The organism is Streptomyces litchfieldiae (genome assembly GCF_031845365.1).
GTDB lineage: Bacteria > Actinomycetota > Actinomycetes > Streptomycetales > Streptomycetaceae > Streptomyces > Streptomyces litchfieldiae.
Window position 1 is genome coordinate 427,448 of record NZ_JAVREL010000001.1, and the last position, 17,232, is coordinate 444,679.

The following is a 17,232-nucleotide window of genomic DNA, read 5'->3' on the forward strand; positions in this document are numbered from 1 at the left end:
ATGGTCCTGCTGTCCGGACTGCTGCTGCCGCTGGCCCCGGCGCGCGGCGCCGCGTGGGTGGCGGGACGCATCGCCGACACCGCCGAGCGGCAACTGACCGACCCGGCGCCCGTGCACGCCCAACTGGCCGAGCTGCACCAGGTCTTGGAGGACGGGGAGATCGGCACCGAGGAGTTCGAGGCGGAGGAGGAGCGGCTGCTGCGGCTGCTGCGCGACCGGCTGGCGGCCGCCTCCCCGGCACCGGTGAAGAGACCGAGCGGAAGGCACTGATGAACGAGGCAACCAAGGCCGCGTTCGCCGCGGGCATCGCGGGCGGCTATCTGATGGGCCGACCGCGCCGCGCTGGAGCGTTGTGCCCGGGCCCACCACATGGTGGCCGCCGCTGCCGCCACGGCCCCGGCCGTTCCCGTGCCGCTGGCCACGCTCTACGCCGACGAGGCGGGCGCCGCGGCGGCCATCGCCCGGGGGAGCGGCCGGTTCCTGGCGGCGCTGGACCGGGTGGCGGGCCGCGCCGAGTGGGGCGTCAAGGTGTACGCCGCCGCCCCGGCGCCCGCCGAGGAGCCGCCGCCCGGCCCCGCCCCGGCTCCCCGCGCTCCGGCCGCGCCTATCTGGACCGGGTCCGCGCCCGGCAGCGGTCCCGCGAGGCGCGCCAGGAGGACATCCGGCGCGCGGCCGAGCACGTGGACGCCGCGCTGCGCGCCCTCGCCACCGAGGCGCGCCGCCTGCGCCCCCACGGCCCCGCCCTCACCGGCGACCAGGGTCCCCAGGTGCTGAACGCCGCTACCTGGTCGACCACGACCGGGCGTCCCAACTGACGGCGGCAGTCGAGGAGTCGAGCCGCACCCCGGGCATCGCCGACCTGGTGCGGATCGAGACCACGGGCCCCTGGGCCCCGTACTCCTTCGCGGAAGGCGGCGAGCGCGTGCTGACCCATGAGCCGGTCCCCTGGCAGGGACCCGACGGCCCGAACCAGCCGCTGGGCGTCCCGCTGGTCGACCTGCTGGACCGGGTGCTGGCGGCCGGCGTGGTGGTGACCGGCGACGTGGTCATCGCCATCGCGGAGGTCCCGCTGATCCGGGTCTCCCTGCACGCCCTCCTCGCCTCCGTCAGCGACCGCGTGCCCGCGCCCTGGGCCGACGGCGGGCCGCTGTGACGACCCGCGTCGACCTCGACGGCGACACCGTGGGCCGGGACCTCGCCGCCCTGGTGCTCACCCTGGTCGGGCTGATCCGGCAGCTCACCGAGCGCCAGGCGCTGCGCCGGGTGGACGCCGGGGAGCTGACCGAGGACCAGGTGGAACGGGTCGGCACCGCGCTGATGCTGCTGGAGGAGCGCGTGGCGGCGCTGCGCGACCACTTCGGCCTGCGCCCGGAGGATCTCAACCTCGATCTGGGACCGCTTGGTTCACTCCTGCCACGGGAGCCATAGCCCCAACCGGGCTTTGGTACAGACCTATTGACCGCTGGTCCAGACCACCCTACGCTCGCGGCAATCTGCGTGAGCGCACCATGACAAGACGTTGCTCGCGGGCGGCGCAGATTCCCCTCGATCTGTCCGACCGACGTCAGGAGTCCCCTTGAGAACCGCAAGATCCGCGACCCCGGCACGGCGCGGCGGCCTCAGAAGAAAGATCTCCGCACTGATCGCCGTGCTCGTCCTCCCCCTCACCGGCCTGGTGGCCTTGGCCGCACCTGCCCAGGCCGCCACCGCGACCGCGACCTACGCCAAGGGCGCCGACTGGGGCTCCGGCTTCGACGCGACCTGGACGGTGCGGAACACCGGCACCACCACCATCAGCGGCTGGACCCTGGAGTGGGACTTCCCGGCCGGCACCACGGTCACCAGCCACTGGGACGCCGTGGTCACCCGCTCGGGCAACCACTACACCGCGCGCAACGCCAACTGGAACGGCACCCTCGCCCCCGGCCAGAGCGTCAGCTTCGGCTTCAACGGCGCCGGCCCGGGCAGCCCCACCGGCTGTCTCATCAACGGCCAGTCCTGCGACGGCACCGGCCAGCCCGGCGGCCCCGGCGCACCGGGCACGCTGACCACCGGCACCGTCACCACCACCTCCGTGCAACTGCGCTGGGGCGCCGCCTCCGGCGACGTCCAGAACTACGACGTGCTGCGCAACGGCCGGGTGGTGGGCACCACTTCGGCCACCTCGTTCACCGACACCGGGCTCGCGCCCGCGACCTCCTACACCTACACCGTTCTCGCGCGCGACACCGCCGGCCGCACCGGCCCGGCCAGCGCCCCGCTGACCGTGCGCACCACGAGCGACGGCGGCGGCGAGCCGCCGGGCGACGCCGTCAACCTCGGCTACTTCGCGGAGTGGGGCGTCTACGACCGCGGCTACCACGTGAAGGACATCGTGGACTCCGGCACCGCCGAGGACATCACCCACATCAACTACGCCTTCGGCAACGTCCAGAACGGCGAATGCACCATCGGCGACTCCTACGCCGCCTACGACCGCTTCTACAGCGCCGCCGAGAGCGTCAGCGGCCAGGCCGACACCTGGGACACCGGCGCCCTGCGCGGCAACTTCAACCAGCTCCGCCAGCTCAAGGAGCTCTACCCGCACATCAAGGTGGTCTGGTCCTTCGGCGGCTGGACCTGGTCCGGCGGCTTCGGCCAGGCCATGCAGGACCCGCAGCGGTTCGCGCAGTCCTGCTACGACCTGGTCAACGACCCACGCTGGGCCGGCGTCTTCGACGGCATCGACCTGGACTGGGAGTACCCCAACGCCTGCGGCCTGTCCTGCGACAACAGCGGCCCGGAGGTCTTCGGGGAGATGATGCGGGCCTTCCGCGACGTCTTCGGCGACCAGCTCGTGACCGCGGCCATCACCGCGGACGCCTCCTCCGGCGGCAAGATCGACGCCGCCGACTACGCCGCCGGCGCCCAGTACGCGGACCATCTCGCCGTGATGACCTACGACTTCTTCGGCGCCTGGGCCGCGACCGGCCCGACCGCCCCGCACTCGCCCCTCGGCTCCTACGCCGGGATCCCCCAGCAGGGCTTCAACAGCCAGGCGGCCATCGACAAGTTGATCGCGCGGGGAGTCCCGCCGGAGAAACTGCTGCTCGGCATCGGTTTCTACGGCCGCGGCTGGACCGGCGTCACCCAGAGCGCCCCCGGCGGCACCGCCACCGGAGCCGCGCCCGGCACCTACGAGGCGGGCATCGAGGACTACAAGGTCCTCGCGGAACGCTGCCCGCCGACCGGCACCATCGCCGGCACCGCCTACGCACACTGCGGCAACCAGTGGTGGAGTTACGACACCCCGGCGACCATCGCCGGAAAGATGGACTACGCGACCGGCCGCGGACTGGGCGGCGCGTTCTTCTGGGAACTGTCCGGCGACACCGCGGACGGCGACCTGGTCAGCGCCATGAGTGCCGGACTGGGCTGATCTCCCTCGTCACCCGGTCCCCCCGGCCGGGCAGGCGGCCCGCCCCCCGCCTGCCCGGCCCGGGCACGTCCAAGGCAGCGGCGGCGTCGACTCGTCGAAGAAGTCGAAGAAGGGGATCTAGGCCACGTTCACCCGCTGGCCGGGCGGCGCCGCCTCCAGCCAGGCGAGAAAGCCGGTCAGCGCGTCCTCGCTCATCGCCAGCTCAACGTCCGAGCCGTCGTGCCGACAGCTCAGCACGACCGCGCCCGGCAGCAGCGCCAGCTCCTCCTCGCCATGCGGATGCCGGCGGTCGCGCACCTGGATCCGGTCGCGCTGCAAGGACCGCCGGGGACGCGGCGCATAGGAGAAAACCCGGAACCACTCCACCTGGTCCCCGTTGTACCGGGCCACCCCGTACAGCCAGCCCTTCCCCGGGGACTGGCCCGAGCGCGGCGGCGAGAACCGGGCACTGCAGTCGAACGTGCCGCCCGGCCGCTGGATCAGCCGCCGCCGCACACCGAAGCCGAACAGACCCAGCACCACCAGCGCGAGCAGCGATCCGATCACCACAAGCAACGCGAGGACCAACTCAACCGACCTCCTCGCCTCGTGGTGTGCCGTTGTCCCTGCTGGTACCAGGTCTCTCGTAGGTATCCGTGCGCGTCAGCGCCCCGCCGCGACGGCCCGCAGCCGGACGTCCGCGCGGCGCTCGGCCACCTCGTCCGCCTCCGCCCGGGCCTGCTCCAGAGCGCGCTGCGCACGCTCGACATCGATCTCGTCCGCCAGCTCGGCGATCTCCGCGAGCAGCGACAGCTTACCGTCCGTGTACGAAAGGAAACCGCCGTGCACCGCGGCCACGACCGTGCCCTGGCCGGTCTCACCCGTCGTGCGAATGATCACCGGGCCCGACTGAAGCACGCCGAGCAGCGGCTGGTGGCCGGGCATGATGCCGATGTCGCCCGAGGTGGTGCGCGCGACGACCAGGCTGGCCCGGCCGGACCAGACCTGACGGTCGGCGGCCACCAACTCGACGTGCAGCTCAGCCACGATGGCTCCTCATTCCTGGATATCCCTGGCTTGTCGAAGAATAGTTGGCGTGCACAGTGACCGGTGGGGCGGGGTCCGTCGAACCCCGCCCCGGCCGGGTACCGCGGTCACGCGTCAGGAAACGCCCAGCTTCTTGGCCTTGGCCTTGAGGTCGTCCAGGCCACCGCACATGAAGAACGCCTGCTCCGGGAAGTGGTCGTACTCGCCGTCCGCGATCGCGTTGAACGCCGCGATCGACTCGTCCAGCGGCACGTCCGAACCCTCCAGACCGGTGAACTGCTTCGCCGCGTGGGTGTTCTGCGACAGGAAGCGCTCGATCCGGCGGGCCCGGCCGACGACCAGCTTGTCCTCCTCGCTCAGCTCGTCCATGCCGAGAATCGCGATGATGTCCTGGAGGTCCTTGTACTTCTGGAGGATCCCCTTGACCCGCGAGGCGCACTCGTAGTGGTCCTGCGAGACATAGCGGGGGTCCAGGATCCGGGACGTGGAGTCCAGCGGGTCCACCGCCGGGTAGATGCCCTTCTCCGAAATCGGCCGGGAGAGCACCGTGGTGGCGTCCAGGTGGGCGAACGTGGTCGCCGGCGCCGGGTCGGTCAGGTCGTCCGCGGGCACGTAGATCGCCTGCATCGAGGTGATCGAGTGACCACGGGTCGAGGTGATGCGCTCCTGGAGCACGCCCATCTCGTCCGCCAGGTTCGGTTGGTAGCCCACCGCGGAGGGCATGCGGCCCAGCAGCGTGGACACCTCGGAACCGGCCTGGGTGAAGCGGAAGATGTTGTCGATGAAGAACAGCACGTCCTGCTTCTGCACATCGCGGAAGTACTCCGCCATGGTCAGACCGGCCAGCGCGACCCGCAGGCGGGTGCCCGGCGGCTCGTCCATCTGGCCGAAGACCAGCGCGGTCTGCGGGAGCACGCCGGACTCTTCCATCTCCGCGATGAGGTCGTTGCCCTCACGGGTGCGCTCGCCGACGCCGGCGAACACGGAGACGCCCTCGTGCAGCTTCGCCACACGCATGATCATCTCCTGGATGAGCACGGTCTTGCCCACGCCCGCGCCACCGAACAGGCCGATCTTGCCGCCCTTGACGTACGGGGTCAGCAGGTCGATGACCTTCAGGCCGGTCTCGAACATCTCGGTCTTCGACTCGAGCTGGTCGAACGCCGGGGCCGTGCGGTGGATCTCCCACCGCTCGCCGACCTCGGACTCGGCCTCGGGCTCGTTCAGGATGCGGCCCAGGGTGTTGAACACGCGGCCCTTGGTCACGTCGCCGACCGGCACGGTGATGCCGTGCCCGGTGTCGGTGACCGGCGACTGACGGACGAGGCCGTCGTTCGGCTCCAGGGCGATCGTGCGCACCAGGCCCTCGCCCAGGTGCTGCGCGACCTCCAGGGTCAGCGTCTTGGTCTGCCCGGCGTTCGCCGGGTCGGCGATCTCGACGGTCAGCGCGTTGTAGATCTCCGGCATCGCGTCGACGGGGAACTCCACGTCGACGACCGGGCCGATGACTCGCGCGACGCGGCCCGTCGCGGTGGCCGCTTCAGCAGCAGTGGTCATGATTAGCGTTCACTTCCCGCGGTCGCGTCGGCCAAGGCGCTCGCGCCACCGACGATCTCGGTGATTTCCTGGGTGATTTCGGCCTGGCGGGCCGCGTTGGCAAGGCGCGTGAAGGACCGGATCAAGTCCTCCGCGTTGTCCGTCGCCGACTTCATCGCCCGCCGGGTGGCGGCGTGCTTGGACGCCGCGGCCTGGAGCAGCGCGTTGTAGATACGGCTCTCGACATAACGCGGGAGCAGCGCGTCCAGCACCTCCTCCGCCGACGGCTCGAAGTCGTACAGCGCCTGCACCTCCGGGCCCTTGGCGAAGACCTCCGCGGACTCCTCCGCCGACTTCTCCAGCGTCAGCGGCAGCAGCCGGCGCTCCACCGGGGTCTGGGTCATCATCGACTCGAACTCGGTGTAGGCGATGTGGATCTCGTCCACCCCGCCCTCGTCGGTGTCCCGCTCCATGGCCTCGATCAGGGGCGCCGCCACGGCCTTGGCGTCGGCGTAGCTCGGGCTGTCGGTGAACCCGGTCCAGGACTGGCTGATCTCCCGCTCCCGGAACGCGTAGTACGACACGCCCTTGCGGCCGACGATGTAGGTGTCGATCTCCAGGCCCTGCGCGACCAGCTCGCTGGTCAGGTGCTCGCCCGCCTTGATGGCGCTGCTGTTGTAGCCGCCGGCCAGACCGCGGTCGGAGGTGATCAGCAGCACGGCGGCCCGGCGGGGCCGCTCGGCCTCGGTGGTGAGCGGGTGCTTCACGTCCGAGCTCGCCGCCACGGCCGTGACCGCCGCGGTGAGCTCGTCCGCGTAGGGCTTGGAGGCCGCCACCTTGCGCTGCGCCTTGACGATGCGCGAGGCGGCGATCATCTCCATCGCCCGCGTGATCTTCTTGGTGGCGGTGACGGACTTGATCCGGCGCTTGTACACCCGAAGCTGAGCGCCCATGGATCAGCCCTCGCCCAGCAGCTTGCCGTCCGCCGTCTGGAACTGCTGCTTGAACTGGTTCACCGCGGCGCGGACGGCCTCGATGGTGTCGTCCGACATCTTGCCGCCCTCGCGGATCGACGTCATGAGGTCCTTGTGCTCACGGCCCAGGTAGTCCAGCAGCTCCCGCTCGAAGCGGCGGATGTCGTTCACCGGGACGTCGTCCATCAGGCCGTTGGTGCCGGCCCAGATGGAGACCACCTGGTTCTCCGTCGGGTACGGGCTGTACTGCTCCTGCTTCAGCAGCTCCACCATGCGCTGGCCACGGGCCAGGGCGGCCTTGGACGCGGCGTCCAGGTCGGAACCGAAGGCGGCGAACGCCTCCAGCTCGCGGTACTGGGCCAGGTCCACGCGGAGCGAACCGGTGATCTGTCGCACCGCCTTGTGCTGCGCGGAGCCACCGACGCGGGAGACGGAGATACCGACGTTCAGCGCCGGGCGCTGGCCCGCGTTGAACAGGTCGGACTCCAGGAAGCACTGGCCGTCGGTGATGGAGATCACGTTGGTCGGGATGAACGCGGAGACGTCGTTGGCCTTGGTCTCCACGATCGGCAGGCCCGTCATCGAGCCACCGCCCATGTCGTCGGACAGCTTCGCGCAGCGCTCCAGCAGCCGGGAGTGCAGGTAGAAGACGTCACCCGGGTACGCCTCGCGGCCCGGCGGGCGGCGCAGCAGCAGGGAGACGGCGCGGTAGGCGTCGGCCTGCTTCGACAGGTCGTCGAAGATGATCAGGACGTGCTTGCCGTCGTACATCCAGTGCTGGCCGATGGCCGAACCGGTGTAGGGCGCGATGTACTTGAAGCCGGCCGGGTCGGAGGCCGGGGCCGCCACGATGGTGGTGTACTCCAGGGCGCCCGCCTCCTCCAGCGCGCCGCGCACGGACGCGATGGTGGAGCCCTTCTGGCCGATCGCCACGTAGATGCAGCGGACCTGCTTGTTCGGGTCGCCGGAGCGCCAGTTGTCGCGCTGGTTGATGATGGTGTCCACCGCGAGGGCGGTCTTGCCGGTCTGGCGGTCGCCGATGATGAGCTGACGCTGGCCGCGGCCGATCGGCGTCATCGTGTCGACGGCCTTGTAGCCGGTCTCCATCGGCTCGTGCACCGACTTGCGCTGCATGACCGTCGGCGCCTGCAGCTCCAGGGCGCGGCGGCCGCTGGTCTCGATGTCGCCGAGGCCGTCGATGGGGTTGCCCAGCGGGTCCACGACCCGGCCCAGGTAACCGTCGCCGACCGCGACCGACAGGACCTCGCCGGTGCGGCGCACCGACTGGCCCTCCTCGATGCCGCTGAACTCACCGAGAACGACAACGCCGATCTCCCGCTCCTCCAGGTTGAGGGCGAGGCCGAGGGTGCCGTCCTCGAACTTCAGCAGCTCGTTCGCCATGGCCGAGGGCAGACCCTCGACTCGCGCGATGCCGTCACCGGCAACGCTGACCGTCCCGACCTCTTCCCGCGAGGCCGCGTCCGGCTTGTACGCCTGGACGAAATTCTCCAGCGCGTCCCGGATCTCATCCGGCCGGATCGTGAGCTCCGCCATCTGGGTTCCCTGCTCTCCTTGTTGGGCCCGTAAGTAACGTCCATTACGGCCCAACCCGGGCCGCTTTTCCTGCTTCTTGAGTTGGTCGCGCGGCCGTCAGCCCGCCATCCGCCGGTTCACCTCGTCGAGGCGGTCGGCGATGGTGCCGTGGATGACCTCGTCACCGATCCGCACGGAGATCCCGCCAAGGACCGCCGGGTCCACGTCGAGATTGAGCTGGATCTGGCGACCGTACATCCGGGCCAGGGCGTCGCCCAGCCGCTGCCGCTGCTGGTCGCTGAGCGGCACCGCGGAGGTGACGACCGCGACCGAGCGGTCCCGCCGTGCGGCGGCGAGCGTGCTCAGCGCGTCAAGCCCTGCGTCCAGGCTACGTCCCCGCGGCCGTTCCACGAGGCGCACGATCAGCCGTTCCGTGACCGGACGCACCCGGCCGCCCAGCAGGTCGCGCACGAGCGCGGCCCGGGCGGTGCCCGCCGCGTCGCCGGCGCCCTTGGTGCTCAGCGCGGCGCGCAGCTCCGGCGCGGTGGCGACGATCCGGCCGAACCGGAACAGCTCGTCCTCCACCGAGTCCAGGGTGCCGTCCCGCTCGGCGGCGATCAGGTCGGCGGTGTCGGCCAGCTCCTCGATGGCGTCCACCAGGTCGCGCGAGGCGGACCAGCGGGAGCGGACCATCCCGGACACCAGGTCGACGGCTTCCCCGCCGACCTGCGTGCCGAGCAGGCGGCCGACCAGCTCCGCCTTGCCCTCGCCCGGCTGGGCCGGGTCGGTCAGGACCCGGCGCAGCGCGGTCTCCCGGTCCAGCAGTGCGGTGATGGCCGCCAGGTCGGCGGCGAGCGCCGCCGCGTCCACGCCGGTGTTGTCGGCCAGCGCGTCAAGGCGCTCACGCGCCGCCTCGAGCGCCTCTCGGCTCGCTCCGATCATCGTCCCGCCTCAGAACCCTGCGACGGCACCGAGGCGCTGGCCTTGTCCTCAAGATCGTCCAGGAAACGGTCGATCGTGCGGCTCTGCCGGGCGTGGTCCTCCAGGGACTCCCCGACCAGCCGCCCGGCGAGCTCGATGGCGAGCTTGCCCACGTCCTGGCGCAGCAGCTCCGCGGCCTGCTTGCGGTCGGCCGCGATCTGGGCGTGGCCGGCGGCGATGATCTCCTCACGCTGCCGCTGGCCCTCCGCGCGCATCTCGGCGATGAGCGCGGCGCCCTGCTCCTGCGCCTCCTGGCGCATCCGAGCGGCCTCGTGGCGCGCCTCGGCGAGCTGTTCCTTGTAGCTCTCCAGCGTCTGGCGGGCCTCGGCCTGAGCCGCCTCGGCCTTCTCCATGCCGCCTTCGATCGCCTCCCGCCGCTCCTCAAGTGCCTTGTTGATGGCGGGCAGGAGCCGCTTGTAGAAGACGAAGAAGATGACACCGAAGCAGATCAGGCCGATGACGATCTCGGGCACCACCGGCAGCACGGGGCTCTGCGGTTCTTCCGCGGCCAGTTCGATCAGCATGGTGGACCTTTCATCGGTAGGGGCGTCGCAGGGCGCGTCAGATGGCGAACGCGAGCACGAAGCCCATCAGCGCCAGAGCCTCGACGACGGCGAAGCCGAGCAGCATGTTCTGACGGATGAGGCCGGCGGCCTCCGGCTGACGGGCGATGGCCTGGACACCGTTACCGAAGATGATGCCGATGCCGACACCGGGGCCGATGGCCGCGAGGCCGAAGCCGATGGTGTTGACGCTGCCTTCAACTGCGGCGAGAGTTGCGGACATGTCCGTTTTATTCCTTATCTCTGGTGGCCGGTGGGCGGAATGTCCACCGGATTCTTGCGGTCAGTGGGCGGGGTGCCGTCTCTCAGTGCGCTTCTTCCAGCGCCTGGGAGATGTAGGTGGCGGTCAGCACCGTGAAGACGTAGGCCTGAAGCGCCTGGATGAAGAGCTCGAAGACCGTGAGCAGCAGCGTCATGACCAGCGACGTGGCCGAGTAGGCGGTGCCGACCACGGAACCCAGCATGTACCAGGTGCCGATGGTGAAGACCAGCAGCAGCAGGTGGCCCGCGAACATGTTCGCGAAGAGTCGGACGGTCAGCGTCAGCGGGCGCAGGATGACGTTCGAGACGAACTCGATGGGCGTGAGGATCACATAGATCCCCTTCGGCAGCCCGCTGGGGACACACAGGTTGCGGATGCCGCCGACGAAGCCGTTCGTCTTGAACGTCAGCGTCATGTACGTGGCCCACACGACCAGGGTCAGCGCCGCCGGATAGGCGATGATCGACGTGGCCGGGAACTGGGCGAACGGGATGATCGCCCAGATGTTCATGATCCAGACGAAGAAGAACAGCGAGACGAGCAACGGGATGAACGGCTCGCCCTTCTTGCCGATCACCTCGCGGGCGATGCCCCGGCGCACGAAGTCGTACAGCATCTCGGCCAGGAGCTGGAACTTCCCCGGCACGACGCTGGGCTTGGCGAACGCCCGCCAGAAGAACGCACAGATGATCGCCGTGCTCAGGAACACCAGGAGCATCGGCTTGTCGAACTCGAAGCCGCCGATGGTGAAGAGCGGCTCGAAGATGAACGACCACTCCGACGGGGCGGGGAAGCCGCAGTCCTGGAACAGATGGCAGTCGGTCTCGAAGGCGAGCACCTGGTCGTTACTCACCGCGAGCTCCCTCGGCGTGACGCATGGATACGGCTACCTCGATGTGTCGGCGTGGCGGCAGGCCACGGGACGGCACTGGACTGGAAGTGGCGGGAGGAGAGCCGGTCGGCGCCCGCGTCGCTGTCCCGCACAGCACGCGCGCTCTCATCGATTCGGCTTTCCGGCGACGGACGATAGCAGCCCTCGACGACACCCCGTATACAGCCCCCTCCCCCATCGGTCCCGGTCATGACCGGTCACCGGCGGATACGGAGGCCCGCTCCGGCTCCACGTACAGCGTCTTGAGGCGCAGGTGGGCCCGAACCTGACCGGCCAGCCAGGTGGCGAGACCGGCCAGCACACCGGCCGCGAAGGCGCGCCCGTTGAGGAAGGAGGCGTCGCGCAGCAGAAGCAGCAGAACGAGCAGGATGCCCATCTGCGTCGTGTAGATCAGAAAGGCGGCGCCGAAGAAGAGATCGGGCCAGCGCCGTCCCACGTAACCGAGCGAGAGCAGACCGCCACCGAAGAAGGCGGCGGCGACGAGAACGCCGAACGCGACCCCGCTCGCGCCGTCCACCCCGGCAACACCGGCGCCAACGGCTGTGGCGAGTACGCCTACCGCGGCAGTGGGGATCGCGGCGCCGCGGATGATCCGGGCGTCGTTGGACTGCATCGAGAAATACTCCGGCGAACTGGGGACTGTCGTCGTTGACGAGCGGGTTCCGGCACGTGGGCTAATGCGCCGGGGTTTCGTGAACGCTATCACAAACTATTTGATGAGGTCTTTACCCAGTTCGTGTGGAGGACCTCACACCGGAGAGGTACCCCCGGCGTTGCGTGCCACGGCCCCGCGACCTGGTCTGTTAGGCCCCCGCCGGACCTCTACGAGCGGCTGTCGATCTTGCGGCGCAGGGCGAAGCGCTGCCGGTCGCCGACCGCGGTGGCGCCGTGCAGCCCGGCCAGCGACGAGGGCGCGTGGGTGGCCGGCGGCTCCTCCGGGGCGGCGGCCCCGGCCGTCTCGGGGGTCCCGGTCTCCGGCTCACCCGCCGCGTCCGCGGCGGCGCGCCGGTCGCGGTAACGCGGCGGCACCACGCGCTGGGCCCACGCCGGCACGCGCGGGGTGACCCGCGGCATCAGCAGCACGACCAGGCCCACCGCGCTCAGCACCATGACGGCGGGCACGAGCATCGCGTTCGCCGACTGCACCGAGTAGGCCACCGCACCGAACGCGATCAGCGCCGACCAGAAGTACATGATCAGCACCGCGCGGCTCTGCGAGTGGCCGATCTCCAGCAGCCGGTGGTGGAGATGACCGCGGTCGGCCGAGAACGGCGAGCGTCCGTTCCAGGTGCGCCGCACAATCGCCATGACCAGGTCGATGAAAGGCACCGCGATGATCATCAACGGCAGCAGCAGCGGGATGTAGACCGGCACCATGGCGAAGACGGTGCTGCGCACCGAGCCGGAGAACAGCCGCATCGCGTCCGGGTCCACCTGCCCGGTGATCGACACGGCGCCGGCGGCGAGCACGAGACCGATCAGCATCGATCCGGAGTCGCCCATGAAGATGCGGGCCGGGTGCAGGTTGTGCGGCAGGAAGCCCAGGCACATGCCCATGAGCACCGCGGCGAAGAGGGTCGCGGGCGCGGCGGCCTCGATGCCGTAGCCGAACCAGATGCGGTAGGCGTACAGGAAGAACGCGGCGGCGGCGATGCCGACCATGCCGGCCGCCAGCCCGTCCAGGCCGTCCACGAAGTTCACCGCGTTGATCGTGATCACCACGAGCGCCACCGTCAGCAGCGTGCCCTGGAGCGGGGTGAGCGCGACCAGGCCGACGGTGGGCACCGGCAGCCACAGAATGGTCAGTCCCTGCAGCACCATCACGCCGGCGGCGATCATCTGGAGACCGAGCTTGATCAGGGCGTCCACGCCGTACTTGTCGTCGAGGACGCCGATGAGCCAGATCAGCCCGGCGCCCGACAGCAGCGCGCGCGGCTCGTCGGACAGCCGGAAGACCTCCCCGATGTTGCTGAGCTGCGACGCCACCACCAGGCCGGCGCACAGCCCGCCGAACATGGCGATGCCGCCCAGTCGCGGTGTCGGCTCGCGGTGCACGTCGCGCGCCCTGATGGGCGGCATCGCGCCCCAGGCGATGGCGAACTTCCGCACCGGCCCCGTCAGCAGATAGGTGACCGCCGCCGCGACGCAGAGCGTCAGCAGGTACTCACGCACAAGATGCCCCAGAGGTCTCGCAGGACTACCGCGCAACACCCTCTCATGCCCGCGCCCACCCGCGCCGACTCGGTGCCCGCCTCGTTACCACCTCGGTCCAAGGCTAGAACACCCCGGCGGCATGGGCGCCCCATCGGTTACAGCAGTGCCCGGCCGGCCAGTGCCCCGCGCGGGGGCACGCCGGTGAGCGCCGTGACGACCGGGTCGAGCGCGGCGCGGATCTCCTCGCCGATCGAGCGGAAGTACGGCAGCGGCGCCCCGTAGGGGTCCTGCACCTCGTCCGCCTCGGCGTTGGGCGCCAGCAGCCAGCCGCGCAGCGCGGCGGCGGCACGGGCCAGCGCCCGGGCGCGTTCCACCAGCTCCTCCGGCGACTCGGCGACCGGCAGCGTGGCCGTGTCGATGGCCCGCACCAGGCGTGTGAACTCCTTCAGCGTGAACGTCCGCAGCCCGGCCGAGTGCCCCATCGAGATGACCTGGGCCCGGTGGTCCCGGGTCGCGGTCAGCACGAGGTCGGCCTGGATCACGTGCTCGTCCAGCAGCTCGCGGCCGGTGAAGTCACCGGTGTCGGCGCCGTATTCGTCCAGCAACTGGGCGGCATGGGCCTCCATGGGCGCCCCCTCGTGCCCCCAGGTGCCGGCGCTCTCCACGATCAGGCCCGCCGGCGAGCCGCCCAGGCGCTCGGACAGCGCCTGCCGGGTCAGCCGCTCGGTGATCGGGGAACGGCAGACGTTGCCCGTACTCACATGCAGGATCCGGAAGATCTGCCGCGGACCGACGGGTGCCTCCGGCACCGGTATGCCAACGTCCGCGGGGCTCCCCGAGGGCGGTGTCAATGCGCGGTCTCCAGATCGGGAACGACCTTCCGCAGCTCCTCCTCGCTCACCGCCCCGGCGCGCAGCAGCACCGGGACGGGGCCGGTGACGTCGACGATCGAGGACGGGATGATGTCGAGCGTCGGGCCTCCGTCGAGGTAGACGGCCACCGAGTCGCCCAGCATCTCCTGCGCGCCGTCGCAGTCCTGAGGCGGCGCGTGGCCGGTGAGGTTGGCACTGGAGACGGCCATCGGGCCGAACTCCTTCAGCAGCTCCAGCGCGACGGGGTGCAGCGGCATCCGCACCGCGACGGTGCCGTGCGTCTCCCCCAGGTCCCAGGTGAGCGACGGCTGGTGCTTGGCGACGAGCGTCAGCGCGCCCGGCCAGAACGCGTCCACCAGCTCCCACGCCTTCTCGGAGAAGTCGGTGACCAGGCCGTGCAGCGTGGTCGGCGAGCCGACCAGCACCGGCGAGGGCACGCCGCGCCCGCGGCCCTTGGCCTCCAGCAGATCGGCCACCGCCGAGACGTTGAAGGCGTCCGCGCCGATGCCGTAGACGGTGTCGGTGGGCAGGACGACGAGATCCCCGCGCCGGACCGCGGCGGTCGCCTCGCGCAGACCGTTCTTGCGATCGACCACGTCCGAGCAGTCGTAACGCCGTGCCATGACTGAATGTCCTCCTCTTGCCTTGCCCCGGTTACCGCGCGACGCGGCGGGCGGTGGCGAATCGGGGCCGGTTGTTGAGGTCCGGGTGGTCGGCGGCGTCCGCCCAGCCGCGGTCCTCGGTGAAGATCCAGGGCACCTGCCCGCCCTGGGTGTCGGCGTGCTCGATGACCACCATGCCACCGGGCCGCAGCAGCCGGTGGGCGGCCCGCTCCAGCCCGCGGATGACGTCCAGGCCGTCCTCGCCGGAGAACAGCGCGACCTGCGGGTCGTGGTCCCGCGCCTCGGGCGCCACGTACTCCCACTCGGTGAGCGGGATGTAGGGCGGGTTGGAGATCACCAGGTCGACCTGGCCCGCCAGTTCGGGCAGGGCGGTGCGGGCGTCGCCCTGGTGCAGCACCACCCGGCTGCCCTCGACGTTCTTCCGCGCCCACTCCAGCGCGGTGAAGTCCAGCTCCACGGCGTGCACCCGGGAACGCGGCACCTCCTGCGCCAGGGCCAGCGCGATGGCCCCCGAGCCGGTGCACAGATCGACGATCAGCGGCTCGGCGACGTCCATCGCCCGGACCGCGTCTATCGCCCAGCCGACCACCGACTCCGTCTCGGGGCGCGGCACGAAGACGCCCGGCCCGACCTGGAGTTCCAGGTAACGGAAGAACGCGCGGCCGGTGATGTGCTGAAGCGGCTCGCGCGCCTCGCGCCGGGCCACGGCCTCCCAGTACCGGGCGTCGAAGTCGGCGTCCGGCACGGTGTGCAGCTTGGCCCGGTCGGTGCCGTGCACGAAGGCCGCCAGCTCCTCGGCGTCGAAACGCGGCGAGGGCACCCCGGCGTCGGCCAGCCGCTGGGTGGCCCTGGCCACCTCGGCCAGCAGCAGGGAACGGGATCCCCCGGAAGACGCAGAAGACGCAGTCACGGCATCCACCCTACGCACCCCCGGTTCATCCCGCCGCCGCCAGCTTGGCGGCCGAATCCGCGTCCACGCACGCCTGGATGACCGCGTCGAGGTCGCCGTCGAGCACCTGGTCGAGGTTGTACGCCTTGAAGCCGACGCGGTGGTCGGAGATGCGGTTCTCCGGGAAGTTGTACGTGCGGACCCGCTCGGAACGGTCCACCGTGCGCACCTGGCTGCGGCGCGCGTCGGACGCCTCGCGGTCGGCCTCCTCCCGGGCGGCGGCCAGCAGCCGCGCGCGCAGGATGCGCAGCGCCTGCTCCTTGTTCTGGAGCTGGCTCTTCTCGTTCTGGCAGGAGACGACGATGCCGGTGGGCAGGTGGGTGATGCGCACCGCGGAGTCGGTGGTGTTGACGGACTGGCCGCCCGGCCCGGAGGAGCGGTAGACGTCGATGCGCAGGTCGTTGGCGTTGATCTCCACGTCGACGTCCTCGGCCTCGGGCAGCACGAGCACGCCGGCGGCGGAGGTGTGGATGCGGCCCTGCGACTCGGTGGCGGGCACGCGCTGCACGCGGTGCACGCCGCCCTCGTACTTCAGCCGCGCCCAGACGCCCTGGCCGGCCGCGGGGCCGCCCTTGCTCTTGACGGCCACGGAGACGTCCTTGTAGCCGCCGAGGTCCGACTCGTTGCCGTCGATGATCTCGGTCTGCCAGCCGACGCGCTCGGCGTAGCGCAGATACATGCGCAGCAGGTCCCCGGCGAACAGGGCGGACTCGTCGCCGCCCTCGCCCGCCTTGATCTCCAGGATCACGTCCTTGTCGTCGCTGGGGTCGCGCGGGACGAGCAGCAGGCGCAGCTCGTCCGTCAGCTCCTCGCGCCGGGCCTGGAGCTCCTTGACCTCGCCGGCGAACTCGGGGTCCTCGGCCGCGAGCTCGCGCGCCGTCTCGACGTCGTCGCCGTACCGCTTCCAGGCGCGGTACGCGGTGATGATCGGCGTCAGCTCGGCGTACCGCTTGCCGAGTCGGCGGGCGGTCGCCTGGTCGGCGTGGACCGCGGGGTCGGCGAGCCGACGCTCGAGGTCGGCGTGCTCGCCGACGAGTTCCTCGACCGCCTCGAACATCTTCTGAGCTCCTGGGGGTCCTGGGGTGGGACTGGGGGTGGGGACGTGCGGGCCTGCGGAGGGGACGCGAAAGGCGCCGGGCCCTGGCCACCCGCGCCCTCGGGGCGCGCGGCGGCCGGCCCGGCGCCGGCGGGGTCGCTACTTGCGGGCGGACCCGGCGTTCTTGCCGAAGCGCGCCTCGAATCGGGCCACGCGGCCACCGGTGTCGAGGATCTTCTGCTTGCCGGTGTAGAAGGGGTGGCACTCGGAGCAGATGTCCGCGCGGATGCTCCCCTCGCTCATCGTGCTCCGGGTGGTGAACGACGCCCCACAGGTGCAGCTGACCTGGGTCTCGACGTACTCCGGGTGAATGTCGCGCTTCACGGTCTCTCCTTGGTTCGGGAGGGCGCCGG

Annotated in this window: 20 protein-coding genes and 2 pseudogenes; 6 read left to right on the plus strand and 16 right to left on the minus strand. The window is 70.9% G+C overall.

The window, feature by feature from the left end; all coding sequences use genetic code 11:
- The 6 genes and pseudogenes from RM590_RS01925 to RM590_RS01945 all read left to right on the plus strand — a co-directional run bounded on the left by RM590_RS01925 (position 1) and on the right by RM590_RS01945 (position 3,418).
- Complete coding sequence (locus RM590_RS01925; protein ID WP_311702537.1) at positions 1-270, plus strand: gas vesicle protein GvpG; 270 nt, start codon at positions 1-3, stop codon at positions 268-270.
- A gap of 99 nt (positions 271-369) precedes the next feature.
- Positions 370-489 (plus strand): annotated as a pseudogene (locus RM590_RS35935) (GvpL/GvpF family gas vesicle protein); the annotation flags it as partial.
- A 26-nt stretch (positions 490-515) separates the two neighbouring features.
- Positions 516-838: pseudogene (locus tag RM590_RS01930) on the plus strand (GvpL/GvpF family gas vesicle protein); the annotation flags it as partial.
- 87 nt (positions 839-925) lie between these two features.
- On the plus strand, positions 926-1,153 hold the full coding sequence (locus tag RM590_RS01935; RefSeq protein WP_311702825.1) for a gas vesicle protein: 228 nt from the start codon (positions 926-928) through the stop codon (positions 1,151-1,153).
- Complete coding sequence (locus RM590_RS01940) at positions 1,150-1,428, plus strand: gas vesicle protein K (RefSeq protein WP_311702540.1); 279 nt, start codon at positions 1,150-1,152, stop codon at positions 1,426-1,428. The genes RM590_RS01935 and RM590_RS01940 overlap by 4 nt, the downstream gene beginning before the upstream one ends.
- 148 nt (positions 1,429-1,576) lie before the next feature.
- Positions 1,577-3,418 (plus strand): glycoside hydrolase family 18 chitinase, encoded by a 1,842-nt coding sequence (locus tag RM590_RS01945; protein WP_311702541.1) that lies wholly within the window; start codon positions 1,577-1,579, stop codon positions 3,416-3,418.
- A gap of 117 nt (positions 3,419-3,535) precedes the next feature.
- Here the strand turns inward: RM590_RS01945 and RM590_RS01950 are convergent, their stop codons facing one another.
- The 16 genes from RM590_RS01950 to rpmE all read right to left on the minus strand — a co-directional run bounded on the left by RM590_RS01950 (position 3,536) and on the right by rpmE (position 17,203).
- The gene (locus tag RM590_RS01950) at positions 3,536-3,985 is read right to left on the minus strand and encodes a DUF2550 domain-containing protein (protein ID WP_311702543.1); all 450 of its coding nucleotides are present in this window, start codon (positions 3,983-3,985) and stop codon (positions 3,536-3,538) included.
- 75 nt (positions 3,986-4,060) lie between these two features.
- Entirely contained in the window at positions 4,061-4,444 is a 384-nt protein-coding gene (locus RM590_RS01955) for a F0F1 ATP synthase subunit epsilon (RefSeq protein WP_311702545.1), read from the minus strand.
- A gap of 114 nt (positions 4,445-4,558) precedes the next feature.
- A complete protein-coding gene (gene atpD / locus RM590_RS01960; protein ID WP_311702546.1) occupies positions 4,559-6,001 on the minus strand; it encodes a F0F1 ATP synthase subunit beta in 1,443 nt (480 codons plus the stop codon).
- 2 nt (positions 6,002-6,003) lie between these two features.
- Positions 6,004-6,933: a F0F1 ATP synthase subunit gamma gene (locus RM590_RS01965; RefSeq protein WP_311702547.1), complete on the minus strand. Its 930-nt coding sequence runs from the start codon at positions 6,931-6,933 to the stop codon at positions 6,004-6,006.
- Between the two features lie 3 nt (positions 6,934-6,936).
- Positions 6,937-8,508, minus strand: a complete 1,572-nt coding sequence (gene atpA, locus RM590_RS01970) for a F0F1 ATP synthase subunit alpha (RefSeq protein WP_311702548.1) — start codon at positions 8,506-8,508, stop codon at positions 6,937-6,939.
- 96 nt (positions 8,509-8,604) lie between these two features.
- Positions 8,605-9,429, minus strand: coding sequence for a F0F1 ATP synthase subunit delta (locus RM590_RS01975; protein WP_311702550.1), 825 nt, complete (start codon positions 9,427-9,429; stop codon positions 8,605-8,607).
- Positions 9,426-9,989, minus strand: coding sequence for a F0F1 ATP synthase subunit B (locus tag RM590_RS01980; protein ID WP_311702826.1), 564 nt, complete (start codon positions 9,987-9,989; stop codon positions 9,426-9,428). The genes RM590_RS01975 and RM590_RS01980 overlap by 4 nt, the downstream gene beginning before the upstream one ends.
- Before the next feature lie 40 nt (positions 9,990-10,029).
- Complete coding sequence (gene atpE, locus RM590_RS01985) at positions 10,030-10,254, minus strand: ATP synthase F0 subunit C (RefSeq protein ID WP_311702551.1); 225 nt, start codon at positions 10,252-10,254, stop codon at positions 10,030-10,032.
- An 82-nt stretch (positions 10,255-10,336) separates the two neighbouring features.
- Positions 10,337-11,146 (minus strand): F0F1 ATP synthase subunit A, encoded by an 810-nt coding sequence (gene atpB / locus RM590_RS01990; RefSeq protein WP_311702552.1) that lies wholly within the window; start codon positions 11,144-11,146, stop codon positions 10,337-10,339.
- Positions 11,147-11,372: 226 nt separating this feature from the next.
- A complete protein-coding gene (locus RM590_RS01995; RefSeq protein ID WP_311702553.1) occupies positions 11,373-11,798 on the minus strand; it encodes a hypothetical protein in 426 nt (141 codons plus the stop codon).
- Positions 11,799-12,007: 209 nt separating this feature from the next.
- A complete protein-coding gene (locus tag RM590_RS02000) occupies positions 12,008-13,357 on the minus strand; it encodes an MraY family glycosyltransferase (protein WP_311702554.1) in 1,350 nt (449 codons plus the stop codon).
- Between the two features lie 137 nt (positions 13,358-13,494).
- Complete coding sequence (locus RM590_RS02005; RefSeq protein WP_311702555.1) at positions 13,495-14,148, minus strand: arsenate reductase/protein-tyrosine-phosphatase family protein; 654 nt, start codon at positions 14,146-14,148, stop codon at positions 13,495-13,497.
- 38 nt (positions 14,149-14,186) lie between these two features.
- Entirely contained in the window at positions 14,187-14,834 is a 648-nt protein-coding gene (locus RM590_RS02010) for an L-threonylcarbamoyladenylate synthase (RefSeq protein WP_311702556.1), read from the minus strand.
- Positions 14,835-14,865: 31 nt separating this feature from the next.
- Entirely contained in the window at positions 14,866-15,744 is an 879-nt protein-coding gene (prmC, locus tag RM590_RS02015; protein WP_311702558.1) for a peptide chain release factor N(5)-glutamine methyltransferase, read from the minus strand.
- A 25-nt stretch (positions 15,745-15,769) separates the two neighbouring features.
- Positions 15,770-16,840 (minus strand): peptide chain release factor 1, encoded by a 1,071-nt coding sequence (gene prfA, locus RM590_RS02020; RefSeq protein ID WP_311702559.1) that lies wholly within the window; start codon positions 16,838-16,840, stop codon positions 15,770-15,772.
- Between the two features lie 138 nt (positions 16,841-16,978).
- Positions 16,979-17,203 (minus strand): 50S ribosomal protein L31, encoded by a 225-nt coding sequence (gene rpmE, locus RM590_RS02025; RefSeq protein ID WP_311702560.1) that lies wholly within the window; start codon positions 17,201-17,203, stop codon positions 16,979-16,981.
- Between the last annotated feature and the right edge of the window lie 29 nt (positions 17,204-17,232).